Here is a 12,695-nt window from a genome sequence, read left to right as displayed (position 1 = left end):
CCAGCTTGCGCACGACCTGCTCCGGGCTGTGTCGCTTCCTCGTCGTCATCAGATTCGAGCCTCCTTGCCCACATTGTGGGCGAAAGGACTCTCACTCGACCTGGATCAACACGCCGGGGTCAGGCCACGGCAACTCGACGCGGTCCCCGCGCGGTTCCTCATCGGGCTGGCCAGCAGCAGCCCGGTCATCGCTGAGTCCGAGTCGGTCGCCTACCTTGACATGCCTGCACCTGGTTTCTCGTCAGCGCTGATAACGAAGTCGCCGTCTGCGAGTGGCGCGCTCCCGAACGCGGGCATATAGATCAAGCGCGCGGGTGCCTTGAACGCGAAGTACGGGTCGCGGGGGAAGATCCACAAGCGGTGCTGCCACGGCTTGAGCGCGTCGGCGTGCAGCCAATGCCACCGTGGACGCCGACACCGCGGTGACGATGCCGCGCCGTGCCGCCTCGGCGGCCAGGTCCGGGCAGTTCCATTTGGCCAACGGAACTCCTGCGTCAGCGGGCAGTTCACACGCCAGCGCTTTCACTTCGGCCACCACCCGGGCAGCGAACTGTCGGGGCCGCCCGGATCGCGGCTGGTCGGTCAGTCCGTCCAAGCCGTGGATACTGAAGCGTCGGCGCCACTTGCGGACCGTGTCCACGCCAACCCCCAACGCTCTTGCGATCACTGCGTTTGTGGTGCCAGCGGCGGCAGCGAGCACAATCCCGGCTCGCAGCACATCTCGGTGTTCGCGCTGGCCGCTGTGCACGGGCCTGCAGCAGTCGGCGCTGCCGGTCAGTGAGGACGACCAGGTAAGGGCTGCACATCGTCATTGCGATGTTGTCGCGCACCGGGCCGATCACGTCGTGCAGCGACACGCCGTGCGGTCGGACACGATGGTCACCATGCCCACGCCGCCGAAGTCCACCAAGACCTCCCTGCGCCAGTGATTGATCAGCCACGCCCACACGAAGTGGCCACAACTGGCCGCTCTGAGCGTCCGCCACCGCGCTGGTTTCGCCTACATCGACGCCGTACTGGCCGACGGATCCGCGCTGCCCCTGTTCCGGCTGTGCTACGGCGCATCAGCCAGTCCGCTGGGGATTCGGAATCTATCTCGCCAGCCGCGAGGGATACGAAGATTCCGTCCTACCTACCGGCTACCCCATCGGCACACCAGAAGAGGCCCTCGACTGCGCTGCGGCCTATAGCTCAACGACCCCAGCGTCTGGCTTCAACCCCGCGCGAACTAACGGGCGCGACCACTAGGAACTCCTGCCATGCTCAAGCAGGTGGTGTGATTCGACGGCGGCCGGGTCGAGGGTCTTGTAGCCAGCTTCATCGAAGAGGACGGTGAGCCGGTCCTGCTCGGTAGACATGACCACGCCGTGTCCCCAGGCCCGGTGGCGCACGTGGCTGTTGGTGGCGAACGGCGACGCCGCCTTGGCTCCGCTGGGATGGTCCCGGGCGGATCCGTCGGGGCAGGTGTCGCAGTTTCCGCAGGGATGCCGAAGGTCCTCACCGAAATAGCCGAGCAGAAACTGTCGCCAGCAGCCGGTCGTCTCGGCGTAGCCGCGGATCATCTCGATCCGGGACCGTATCAGCGTCTGGTGAGTCTCGGCGAGCCGCACGGCCTCCTCAACGGCCAGGCCCGGATCCAGGCCGGGGTCTGAATACTCCAAGCGACCGTCTTCTCCGGAACGGACGGCGCCGACCTGCGCCGCGCGCACCGGTCCCTGCCTGCCTCGCAAAGCCTCGGCCACACTCTTGAGGACGTCCTCTGGCGCGTGGCTGGCGGTGAGGAAACCCTGCAGGTGAAGGTCTTCCGGACGGTAGAACAACGTGATGTCCGCCGGCTGACCGTCACGCCCAGCGCGCCCGATCTGCTGGTAGTAGGAGTCCAGCGACGCCGGCGCAGAGGCATGCACCACGAAGCGCACGTCCGGTTTGTCGATTCCCATGCCGAAGGCCGAGGTGGCCACAACCACGTCGAAGGCATCACCAAGGAAGCCATCATGCACGGCCTTGCGGTCAGCGGACCGCATACCCGCGTGATAGGCCGCGACACGCAAGCCAAGCTGCTCAAGCTGCCCTGCGTATAGTTCGGTGTCCTTGCGGCTGGCGGTGTAGACCAAACCCGGGCGGCTCCGCTGCACCGCCGCCAAGGCCGCCACTCGGTCCACCACCGCGGCCCGCTTGCGTCCCTCATCCGCGGCCCGCTCCACCGAGAGGCGCAAGTTGGGACGGTCGAAACTCGCGATCACCTCAGCGTGCTTGCGCAACCCAAGCCGCGTCGCAATGTCACGGCGCACCGGCAGCGCCGCCGCGCGGTCAAAGCAACAACCGGCGGATGGCCCAGCCGCTCGATCACCTGCCCGAGCCCCAGGTAATCCGGCCGGAAATCGTGTCCCCACGCCGACACGCAATGCGCCTCATCGACCACGAACAGGCCGACACCCAGCTCACCAAGCTCCTGCAGCACCTCCTCTTTGGCCAACTGCTCCGGCGACAGAAACAGGTAACGCGACTCACCGCGCCGAAGCGAGTCCCAGGCATGCCTGCGTTCGCCGACCCGCTGGCCGGAGTTCACCGCGACTGCCTCCGGCGCCTGCGATTGCTCAATGCCTTGGACCTGGTCCCGCTGCAACGCCAACAGCGGCGACACCACCACCGTCAGACCCTCCAACAGCAGCCCGGGGACCTGATAGATCGCAGACTTCCCCGCCCCTGTCGGCAGCACGGTCAGCACATCCCGTCCGGCCATCACCGCCTCCATCGCCTCAAGCTGTTCCGGTCGCAACCGCGACCATCCGAACACCTCGCGCGCGACCTGCTGCAAATCCCCCGACCGACCGTCCACCCCCCGACCGTACGCGGCCGACCGACCTGAACAGAGCGCCGCCGAACCACCAACGGCAGCACCGGTGACTTGTTGCTGGTTGGCGCCGTTGGCTGTGCCGACGCCATGCGTCGTCGAGGAGCAGCGCCGGACAAGAGCGCAGCGCCATCCCAGATCACACTGCGGCTAGCGCGGCACCGCCGAAGCCGACCGTGCAGTCCCTCACCCACGGTCTGCTCTTGGAGACCGGTGCGGCCAGCTTCATCGACGATGAGGATCCTTCATCGGGTGGCTGCACCGTTACAACTTGCATTAGCGTTGACAATCATTGCAGACAGAAACAACGTCGCAGCATGTTTTGTGCTGTGGCGTCGGGCGCGCGGACGGAATGAAGCCCGCCGAGCTGATAGGGGCCTTTCGGAGATGACGAGGCGGCGTTGCACTCAAGACGCTTTCGCGCGACGGCGGGTCCTCCACCGTAGGACCTCCCCAAACGTTCCTGCGCGTACTGGCCAAGCGGGTATGGTGCGGCTTCACCAGCCGATACCAGCCGGTGAAAGGATCACTGACTACGATGACGAGACCGGCTCAGAGACCGGTCGCCTACGGCGCGGTGCGTGTCATGCCATGAGTGAGCGCGTCGGTGACACGGGCAGGTGCGCCCACCTTTCGGTCCGATCTCGACCATGTGGCGCGGGTCGATGGAACCGCCGGGAGACGGATCGGCGGCGAACTGAGACGTGCGCCGACGCGGCAAGGGCTTAGCGGAGTCTGCGGGTCGGGCACTGTGCTCATTGAGGCTGGAGCAGAGGCCACGGGTCAGCGAGGGACAAATGGCAATGCTGGACGTGACATCCACCCAGGCTCGCCGACGCTCGTCTTCCGCTGGTGACGTCCCAGGGCCATTATCCGCCACGCGCGCCGCAGCGTTCGGCCCTTTCCGGCTAGGCGCCGCCGTTGACGCGCAGCCCGATCATCGCATTGCGTCGCGCACAGACCGACGAATCGACTAGTGGTCCGACGGCGCGCACAACGGTTCAGCGATTCGTCGACTGCGACGCCTAGTCCGGAATCACCGGCCGGCGAAAGCCATCGAGCGGTAATGCGTTCCGGCTACCAGTAACGGCAGGGCAGCCGCCAGCTGAACGAGCAGGTCACGCCGAACGTGCAGCCTCACGCCCCAACAGCGAGAGTGGCGCCGTCAGACGTCGAGATCGAGACCGCCTATGGGCCGCACACACGGTCACTCGTCGCGGGACTAGCTGGTGCGTGGCTCGGACAGGGAACCCATCAGCCGTAGCCATCGGGCATTCGCCGGTGGTCGATGACGTGGCGGGCGATGGCGGGCACCGAGCGTTTGAGCTGCTGGCTGGCGTGGTGAAGGCGTTGATAGGCGGTCTCCGTGGTGACGTCGGCGTTGGACATCAAGATGCCGATGGCCACGCCTATCTCACGGTGGACGTCGGCCGAGCGCCGCGGTGTCAGCGGTTGGGTGAGGACGAGTTCGCTGGTGAGGGCCAAGGACGCGTAGGCGGCGAAGATAGCGCCGGTGGCGATCGCGAGGTCGTCGAAGGCGTAGGGCCAGTTCGAGTAGAAGCTCAGGGCGGCGCGGTGGCGTGGGCTGAGGTAGAGCCGATAGCTGACGATGCTGCGGATGCTGGTGTCCTGGCTGACGCGGGCTGCGAAGACGGGCCACCGCGGGTCGGTGGCGAGGTCGCCACTGGCCACCAAGTCGTTTGTGTCGAGGACGTCCAGGGCGGGACCCTGGCCGGTGGCGTCGCGGATTCGGTCCACCTGGGACGGGACGTCGCTGGTGGCGGCCACGTTGTGCACATGGCCGTTGTCAGCCACGGCCAGCGCGGCGTGTTGGCTGCGGGGCATGCAGCGGGCGGCGATCTCCACGATCCGGTCGGGGCTGAGCGCGACCATCTCGCCTTCATTTAGGGCTGCGACCAGAGTGAGAAAGGCCTCCGCCAGTTCAGCTAGCGCGGTGAAGTCCTCGGCGCGCTCGTGTTCTTCGGATGGTGGCATGCCATCACTGTGTCAGACGGCGAGCGACGACGGACGAACACGTACTGCATGACGAGCAGTAGGGCGAGGGCTCCGAGCGGCCGGTAGGTGATGCTCATGGCGAACCGCTGCCGGTTTGGGCGTCCGGGCGGCTGGATGGGTCGGGCGGGGCGGGGTGCGGGTGGAGTAGGTAGGCGCCGATGGCGCCGGCCAGGGTCGAGACTGTGATCATGCCGAGGATGAAGGCCGCGATCATGAGGAGCTGGCCGCCGGCGGTGGTCGGATTCGCGGTCGGCGACATGCCGATGACCGACGCCGCTGACCAGAGCAGAGCCGAGCCGAGGGTCGGCAGCGTGCCGTGGGGTCCGTTGTCGAAGACGTAGGCGAGTTCGCCGATGAGCAGGATGCCGAGAGAGGTGATTCCGCCGAGGTAGCCGATGCGGCTGCGGAACAGCGGCCCGGCGCTGCGCAACGCCCGCGAGCTGGAACTCAGCGCACGCACCGCCGGCGCGGCCCGTCTCAGGCGGAGCAGCCGCAGGAAGCTGAAGACGCGCAGCGTCGGGGCCAGCAGTCCGAGCAGCGTGAGCCAGTGTCGGCGCAGAAACCGCAACCGGTGCGGGGCCAGCCACAGCTTGAGCAGGAAGTCCAGCACAAACACCGCCCAGAGGAGCCAGATGACATCGGCTAGCAGACGCCCCGCCGTTGCGGTGGTGGGCAGCCCGAACTGGGCCGCCACGAGCAGCCCGAACACCACGCCGAGCCAGGTCATGGCCGGGTCGGTGCGTTCGGTGATCAGCCGCAACCAGTCGTCGAACTCCTCATCGGGGCAGCCGCGGGCCGGCAGGCCCGCTCGAGGGCGCAACCCCCTGCGGGCAGGCTCACCGGGGCGCTCTGGCGACACGGGTATCAGCTTCGCTGGGGCGCCGGTTCCAGTTGCTGCTTCGCGCGGCGTCGTGCCCAGTGCGGTTCGCTGACTCGGATGGTGCCCTCGCCGTCGTTGCCGACGGGTTTGGCGGCGCCCTGCAGCGTTTCACCCAGGAACCGGACGGCTGCCGGGGCGGCCGGTGTTCCCAGCATTTTGACGAGCGGGATGGCGGCGATGAAGAGAGCGACCGGCGGTTCCAGCACGCCGAAGGCGACGGCTGCGAACAGGCCGCCGTAGTAGCCGATGGTCTGCGGGATGTCGACGTCCGCCGGGCTGACGCTGAGGTGGATGGGACGGTCGCTGGCGGTCATGCGCGGTTCCTTTGGTGTCTGATGCCTCTGGTGTCGGCGGCTGGCTGGTAGCGCCAGCGGCGCACGACGAGGTAGCCCAGGCCCGCGGCGGCGGCGATGGGCCATTCGATGACGCCGGCCACGGCGGCTAGGGCGCCGGTGCCGGGCGCGACCGGGATGGGTCCGGGCGGAACGGCCCCGGCGAGGACGGCCAGGGGCGCGGTAACGGTGCGGAGCACCTGTTCGGGGCCGGGGCGCCACATCGTCCTGCCGTCGACCAGGGCATCTAGGATCAGGCTGACGTCGGGTTCGGTGGAGACCAGGTCCGCGGCGGTCCGGGCGGAGCTGGAGCCGTGCGCGGCCATGCCGATACCGACATCGGCCAGCCGGATCGCGGCGGCGTCGTTCGCGCCGTCGCCGGTCATGGCCACGACGCGGCCAGCCTTTTGCAGCCCGGCGATGATCCGCAGCTTCTGTTCGGGCGAGACGCGGGCGAAGACGCTGGCCTGGGTCACCAGCCGGGTGCGGCTCCCACCGTGCAGCCGGCAAGAGGCGGCGACCACGGCCCGCGCGTCAGACCCACCCACGTCTGCACCGACGCCCGGCCAACCGAACCCGAGCAGGCCGCCGATCACTCCCGCGAGCTCGCGCTCACAGCGACTTCGCGCTTCGGCTCATCAGTCTTTCGGAGGGCACTGCCGCCCGACCAGTGCCGGGCCTCATCCGGCGCAGCAGGTAGGCACCCGCCCCCAGCGCCACCGCCACTGGCCACTCGACGACCTCGAACACTCCCAGCGCCGCGATGCCGCCGTAGAAGGCGAGCTTCCCCGTTCGAGACGCGGGCGCGCCGCCACCCGGGGCGCCGGACACCGTGTCTGGGCCAGAGGAGCCCGGGACGGCGCGGCGGGTGACGGCCACCGTCAGCGCGGGTAAGCGGAGCGTGGTGGTGCGCTCCTGCGCCTGGCCGGCCCGGTCGCTGTCCTGCACGACGCCGCTGACCCGGCCGTCCTCGGATTCCACGTCGGTAGCGCGTACTCCGCTTGGTCGTCTGGAAGTCTGCTTGCGGGTTTCTGCCATACCTACACCGGCTAACGCTCGTCGGCCATCCGGTAGCCGCATGCTGTTCAGGTCCGGACAGCCGTGGTTGACTCCGCAGCATATGCGAAGAGGTCTGTTGTGTGCAACTATTGCATAATGCAAGTAATCCGAGCCGCAATACTATCGAGCGGCAATCTTGTCATCCGCTCTTCGGGTCTCGAGGAACCCGTGCAGGAGCCCGTCCTCCCGGCAAGGAAGCCGCGGGCTCGTGGCCGTTTTGGCTCTGCAGAATGAACAGATGAACGACCGCATGGACGCCTCGGTGGCGCACAGCACGGCAAGCGCGGGGCGCCAGCGGCGGAACGACTTCTATAGCGATCCTGAGCATCTGGGGCAGGAGTGGAGGCGGTTGCTGGCCGAGTTCGTCGGCACCTTCGCCCTGACCTTCGTCGCCGCCGGCGGTGCGGTGTTCCGGCCCCCGCGCCGCCGGGCACCGGGATGGCCGCGCGCGTCGTGGCTCCCGCGTTGCTGGTCATGGCCATGATCTACACCCTGGGTGACGTCTCGGGCGCGCACTCCAACCCCGCCGTCACCCTGGCCTTCGCCGTGCGTAAAGACTTCCCGTGGACACGGATCCCCGGCTACCGGGCAGTCCAAGTCACCGCCGCGATCGCGGCCGCAGCCCTGCTACGCGCCATGTTCGGCCCGATCGGGCACCTCGGGGCGACCCTGCCCCACCATGGCTAGGCCACGTCCGTGGTGCTGGAGGCATTCCTGACGTTCTTCCTGGTCGCCGTCATCCTCGGCACGGCGGCCGGGCACAAACTGGTCGGGCACAACGCCGCCCTGGCCTCCGCCGGAGTCATCGCCCTGGTCGGCCTGTTCGCCGCCCGGATCAGCGGCGCGTCGATGAACCCCGCACGCTCGCTCGGACCCGACCTGCTCGCCGGCACGATGTCCACCTACTGGGTCTACCTGGCCGGCCCGGTCATCGGCGCCCCGGCCGCGGTCGTCCTAGCCGCCGCGCTGCACGGCGGATCGAACCGAAACGAGCGCCACGCCGCCGTCGGCGCATGAGCGCGACGGTGTCCGGTCGACGACTGGGGAGTAACACGGCGGTCCCCGCCGCGGTTGACGGCGCACACCGAGCGTGCTTCGCCGTGATAGCGGTGGGCGCGTCGGAAGCCGACACTGCGGCCGCAAGACGCCGGCCTGGACGGTCACGCCTGCCGTCGCGGGTTTGTGACGGGCCGCGCCCGGGGTCCGGCGGAATGTCGTGGGTCGGCGGTCAACTGCAGCGCAAAGGACGTGGGCCAAGACTGCAAGCGCCGCGGCTGCGAAGGCTGCGTAGTCGTTGACCGATCCGCTGTGTGCGCGGCGGCTCCACGTTAAGGGCCCGGTTCATGGTTGCGAAGGCCGGCCGCGGCGACAGGGAGCCGAGGAGTACGTCGGCGAAGCTCGGCTCTGCGACCCGATCGCGCCGTTCGGCGCTGGCGCAGCACAGACCTCGGCTTAGCCATCTGACCCCTCGCCGCAAAGGACGCAGCCGACTTGACGAGTTCAGGTCAGATGTGGAGACGGGACCGGCCAGCAACGCGGTACAGCGCCTCGTCCAGGGCACCGATCGCAAACGCGAGGAGCCACTCGGACGGCGAACGGGCAACTACACGGGCGCGGACATCCATCGGCCGTGGCAGGGAGATCGCTACGAGGGACCCGGCGTGCGAACAGAACCGGGTATCAGACACCCTTTGTCGACTCAGCGGCCTCGTTCAGGCGCTGAGTCAAGGCGCGAACCTGGCCGACGGCGCTTCGCTGCCACCCGCTCCAGGTTACGACGGATAGCGGCTTTCTCCTCCTGAGCGACGGCGAGCAGATCACGCGCGTGCCGCTCGGCATCTGAGACTATGCCGCCCGCCTGGCTGCGCACGTTGGCAATGATGCGCTCACACTCCGCCCGCACGCGGCCAAGCGGGCTCCGCGGCCCCGGCCTGGGCGGCAACGGGCCTGCTCCTCTGCGGCCAGCTGCGCGAGCTCGAGAAGTCTGGCGGCGCCAGGAACAGCGGTGCCGGCGGTAGTCGAATTTTGCGCCATGCCGCGCTCCGTTGGTTGTCGGAACGATGTCGTGCCCGGCAGGCCCCTGTGGGCACGACCGAGTAGGCACCTTTAGAGGCGCATCTTAATCCGAGTGTGGTGCAGGTGCACCGCGCGCTCTTGCGCACCCTCCTGCCCCACTGCTCGTCTTCCTCCGCGACGCCGCCGCACTCGCCGCAACACCGGGAACCGACCTGCACCTTCATTCGGGCTGGACATGACGCGCGGAGACTGCATACCATTGACCGGCATGCCGCGTGTGGGGGTGCCCCACATACCAGGCTGGACTTTGCGTCGGCCCTCTAACTCTGGGCAGCCGTTTCCTTCGCGGCCTAGGCAGGGGGTTGTGCCCTGGCCTGGCAAAGCACAGGCCCCGGCCAGAAACCGCGGCCGCCGGGCGTCTGCGGCCGACGCTACTCGGCGCCGCTCGATTTCAGTTGTCGCTCTCGGAGGCGTCGAGGTCGTCAGCCAGGCTACCGAGGGTGTCGGTGGGCAGCAGGGGCAGAGCGGGCCTGAGCTCGCGAAAGCCCCGGCTGGCGAAGATGCCCGCGGCGACGCCGAGGCACGCGGTGGCGGCGAGCGCGGAGGCGCGCGGGCTCAGAACACGATCAAGCAGCCGGACCAACGTCACGGCAGCGGTGCCAGCCGCGGCCCCGCCACAGACGCCCGCCGCGGCCAACAACACCGCGCCCCTGGACCCCAGCCGCGCCTTCTCCCTCATCTCGGCCTCGCCTCGGCGTAGTTCTTGACGCAACAGCCCAGCGACCGCATCTGAGAGACTTTTGAACGCGTCACCGGCTGATGCCTTGGACTGCCGTGATGTCATCATGACCCCTTATCGACCCGACTCGTTTCAATGCCTGAGCCTATGCCCAGCGTCCGGCGCAGGCCAGCGTGGTCGCTGCCGAGCGCCCATAACGACGTGGTGATGCGCTGACGCTGCCAGCGGGGCTGGGCGGCCCACGCCGACAAGGGCCTTTCGCGGACTCGTCGGGCGCCCGTGCGTGGCGTGCCCCAGATCCTGGCGGACCGAGCGCAAGGGGGACCTCTGCGGTGTCAGGGAGGGCGTAGGACAGGTTTGCCTCAGCCGCCTACGCCTCGGCGGCGCGGAGGGGCCGGCCCGGCCAGGTCTAGGAGGAGGGCGGGACACGGCTTGCGGTGGCCTGGGCGCGACGGTCGGCCCGTTCGCGTTGGGGGATGACGGTGTAGCGGGGGTCTCGGGCGGAGGCTTGCCCGGCTTCGAAGATGGCGAAGCGGGTGCCGGCTGAGCCGGCGAGCAGCGCGGCGCCGCGATCGCGGCGGCCAGCCGGTGGCGAGCGCCCACGGTCGCGGTGAGCAGCGCGCCGGTCGCGGTGAGCGTTTTCGACGCCCGGCTGAGCTTGCCGGGCCGCCCGGCCCGCAATGTTTCGGCCGCAAGACCCATCGATGACGTCCCGGCGTGTTCGGCGAGTTCCAGGAGGCCCCCGCCGAGCGCCAGTCGCCGCGCCGGGGCGGCGTCGGCGAGTGTCGAGCCGATCATGGCAAGGCCGCCGGACGCTGCGGCAGCTGAGCCGATGAAGACGAACGGAGTTTCTGGTAGCCCTCATGCCAGGCAGGTGTGGCTGTGTCGGATGAGTGCGGCGGTGTAGGCGCGACCGCGGGCGCGGCGGCGCAGGCGGCGAGGTTGGCGGGGCGGGCGCTGACCGCGAGCAGCGTTGAGAGCCGGTGCAGGTGCGGGGGAACATTGCGCGGAGTTCAGCGGCGCCGGCCAGCCCAGCTAGGGGCCCGTACGCGGTGAGGATCCAGGTGCCGACCGACATCAGGGAGGTGGGTTTCGCGACGCGGAGCATGTTGACGAACCGGGCTGGCCGGCCGAGGTCGTCCACGAGCGCGGCGAGGCTGAGGCTGATCGCGACCATCCCGCCGACTCTGCCGGTGCGCCGCAAGCTGGGGCGTCCGGTCAGATCCCCTCCGGCGCCGAGCATGGTGTAGCCCGCGGCGAGGCCGCCGAGGACAGGTAGGCGGGGATGTCTTGCTCCACGGCGATTGCTTCACCACCGGTCGGCCGTAGTAGCCGTAGTAGGAGGTGAACTGCGGCTCGGGCACCATGAGCTGTTCCCGGTCGCGCCGGCGCCGGCGACCAGGCGTGCCGTGTTGGCTTCCCGCAGCCAGGCGCCCCTGGCGGCGGGAAGTGGACAGGTCCGTTTCCTGCGCAGCGTCGGGGTGGGCTCGCCCGAACCGGGCGCTCGGACTCATGGCCGCGCGCCGAGGAAGGAGGCGATCAGCCCGGCGGCCAAGGTGGCGGCGGCGAGGGCGGCTTTCTTCCACATGTCGAGCAGGTCTCGGGTGGTGACCACGGGGTCCGGCGGTCGCCCGTGGACCTCCGGCTGGTCGAGCAGCAGGAACATCGCCCCCGCGCCGCCGACGCCGTCGTCTGGGTCAGCCCCGTACAGCCGTGCCTGGGACACGCCGGTGGCGTGCAGCGAGTGGCGCCGGCGCTCCGCCCGCTGGCGCAGTTCTTCCACGTCGCCGAACTGAATCGACTCGGTGGGGCAGGCCGGCGTCTTGCCGACCTCGAGCCGGTCGTAGCAGAGGGTGCACTTCTGGGCCAAGCCCTCGTGCTTGGTCACCTTGTCCCCGACGCGGCGGTCGATCACTCCGAACGGGCAGGCGGCCACGCAATACCCGCAGCCGTTGCAGATGTCTTCCTGGACCACGACGGTGCCAAACTCGGTCCGGAACAACGACCCGGTGGGGCAGACGTCCAGGCACGCGGCGTGGGTGCAGTGCTTGCAGACGTCAGAGGACATCGGCCACCGGAAGTCGGTGCGGCTCTCAGCGCCGGAGGAGGCGCCGGGGAGGTCGAAGGACGGCATGCCCAGGCTCACCTTCGCGGTGTCGGTGCCCAGCATGGACCGGTCGCCGGTCAGCGCCTCGCCCGATGCGCGATTGAGCGCGTCGGCGGCCGACGGCCCGGCAGGGGCGTCTTTGAATCCGGATTGCTGGCGGCCGAGGGGCTTGGGCTGCTCGATGAACGCCACGTGGCGCCAGGTGCTGGCGCCCAGCGCGCCGGTGTTGTCATAGGAGGAGCTGAGCAGATTCGGCCCCGTCCTCGGGGACCTCGTTCCACTCCTTGCAGGCCACCTCGCAGGCTTTGCAGCCAATGCAGACGGAGGTGTCGGTGAAGAACCCCTTGCGCCGGCGGATCTTCCCAGCCGGCGGCGTCCGCGATGTCGCTGACCGGTCCTAGAAAGTCATTGGTCATTGCCTGCCTCTGCTGAGCTGGAGCACACCTTAACGGCGTTCTCGGCGCGGTGGCGGCATTGCTTTCGTTATCCCCTGGGAGGGCTGATGGGATCGAGACGTTCACCGCTTGGTTGGCCGGTGCTCCGCCAGGCAGCCGGTTCCGACCGACTGGGCAGGGGCTCGGCTGTCAGCTCACCTCGTACCACCGATTACACCGCCCGCACCGAGACGGCGGACCGAGTCGTGGGCAGCGTGTGTCCTTACTGCGCTGTCGGATGCGCGCAGAAGGTCTACG

The 12,695-nt window shown here is 68.9% G+C and carries 9 protein-coding genes and 4 pseudogenes; 3 read left to right on the top strand and 10 right to left on the bottom strand.

The annotated features are described in order from the left end of the window. Nucleotides 1–241: 241 nt before the first annotated feature. The 7 genes and pseudogenes from RM423_RS22695 to RM423_RS22660 form a co-directional block, all read right to left on the bottom strand. Nucleotides 242–712: pseudogene (locus RM423_RS22695) on the bottom strand (helix-turn-helix domain-containing protein); the annotation flags it as partial. Between the two features lie 532 nt (nucleotides 713–1,244). After that, nucleotides 1,245–2,839 (bottom strand): annotated as a pseudogene (locus RM423_RS26030) (RecQ family ATP-dependent DNA helicase). Nucleotides 2,840–4,108: 1,269 nt separating this feature from the next. Then, nucleotides 4,109–4,849 carry a GAF and ANTAR domain-containing protein gene (locus RM423_RS22680; protein WP_311425323.1) on the bottom strand — a complete coding sequence of 247 codons (741 nt, stop codon included), beginning with the start codon at nucleotides 4,847–4,849 and terminating at the stop codon, nucleotides 4,109–4,111. A 94-nt stretch (nucleotides 4,850–4,943) separates the two neighbouring features. Next, nucleotides 4,944–5,729: a hypothetical protein gene (locus tag RM423_RS22675; protein ID WP_311425322.1), complete on the bottom strand. Its 786-nt coding sequence runs from the start codon at nucleotides 5,727–5,729 to the stop codon at nucleotides 4,944–4,946. Nucleotides 5,730–5,734: 5 nt separating this feature from the next. Next, nucleotides 5,735–6,064, bottom strand: coding sequence for a hypothetical protein (locus RM423_RS22670; protein ID WP_311425321.1), 330 nt, complete (start codon nucleotides 6,062–6,064; stop codon nucleotides 5,735–5,737). Further along, a complete protein-coding gene (locus RM423_RS22665; protein WP_311425320.1) occupies nucleotides 6,061–6,630 on the bottom strand; it encodes an HAD-IC family P-type ATPase in 570 nt (189 codons plus the stop codon). Before RM423_RS22665 ends, RM423_RS22670 begins: the two co-directional genes overlap by 4 nt. Before the next feature lie 64 nt (nucleotides 6,631–6,694). Next, a complete protein-coding gene (locus RM423_RS22660) occupies nucleotides 6,695–7,063 on the bottom strand; it encodes a hypothetical protein (protein ID WP_311425319.1) in 369 nt (122 codons plus the stop codon). Nucleotides 7,064–7,379: 316 nt separating this feature from the next. Between RM423_RS22660 and RM423_RS22655 the strand changes: the two genes are divergently transcribed. Next, the gene (locus RM423_RS22655; RefSeq protein ID WP_311425318.1) at nucleotides 7,380–7,625 is read left to right on the top strand and encodes an MIP/aquaporin family protein; all 246 of its coding nucleotides are present in this window, start codon (nucleotides 7,380–7,382) and stop codon (nucleotides 7,623–7,625) included. Beyond that, nucleotides 7,580–8,158 (top strand): annotated as a pseudogene (locus RM423_RS22650) (aquaporin). Before RM423_RS22655 ends, RM423_RS22650 begins: the two are co-directional and overlap by 46 nt. A gap of 1,450 nt (nucleotides 8,159–9,608) precedes the next feature. Here RM423_RS22650 and RM423_RS22645 read toward each other — a convergent pair. From RM423_RS22645 to RM423_RS22640, 3 genes and pseudogenes are all read right to left on the bottom strand, one after another. Continuing rightward, on the bottom strand, nucleotides 9,609–10,001 hold the full coding sequence (locus RM423_RS22645) for a phage holin family protein (RefSeq protein ID WP_311425317.1): 393 nt from the start codon (nucleotides 9,999–10,001) through the stop codon (nucleotides 9,609–9,611). A 304-nt stretch (nucleotides 10,002–10,305) separates the two neighbouring features. Next, a complete protein-coding gene (locus tag RM423_RS26025) occupies nucleotides 10,306–11,139 on the bottom strand; it encodes a nitrite reductase (protein ID WP_396327830.1) in 834 nt (277 codons plus the stop codon). 267 nt (nucleotides 11,140–11,406) lie between these two features. Beyond that, nucleotides 11,407–12,419: pseudogene (locus tag RM423_RS22640) on the bottom strand (4Fe-4S dicluster domain-containing protein). 86 nt (nucleotides 12,420–12,505) lie between these two features. Here RM423_RS22640 and RM423_RS22635 point away from each other — a divergent pair. After that, nucleotides 12,506–12,695: hypothetical protein (locus RM423_RS22635; protein WP_311425315.1), on the top strand; the 190-nt coding region annotated here is incomplete at its 3' end.

Origin of the sequence: Jatrophihabitans lederbergiae, from assembly GCF_031845305.1 — a bacterium.
Lineage (GTDB): Bacteria > Actinomycetota > Actinomycetes > Mycobacteriales > Jatrophihabitantaceae > Jatrophihabitans_A > Jatrophihabitans_A lederbergiae.
The sequence above is the reverse complement of the archived record's forward strand: the minus strand, read 5'-3'. Positions and strand labels throughout refer to the sequence as shown.

Excerpts from the sequence above, each read along its gene's own strand:
- RM423_RS22680 (WP_311425323.1), bottom strand. The coding sequence starts at position 4,849 with ATGCCACCATCCGAAGAACACGAGCGCGCCGAGGACTTCACCGCGCTA.
- RM423_RS22670 (WP_311425321.1), bottom strand. The coding sequence starts at position 6,064 with ATGACCGCCAGCGACCGTCCCATCCACCTCAGCGTCAGCCCGGCGGAC.
- RM423_RS22655 (WP_311425318.1), top strand. The coding sequence starts at position 7,380 with ATGAACGACCGCATGGACGCCTCGGTGGCGCACAGCACGGCAAGCGCG.
- RM423_RS22645 (WP_311425317.1), bottom strand. The coding sequence starts at position 10,001 with ATGACATCACGGCAGTCCAAGGCATCAGCCGGTGACGCGTTCAAAAGT.
- RM423_RS26025 (WP_396327830.1), bottom strand. The coding sequence starts at position 11,139 with ATGCTCGGCGCCGGAGGGGATCTGACCGGACGCCCCAGCTTGCGGCGC.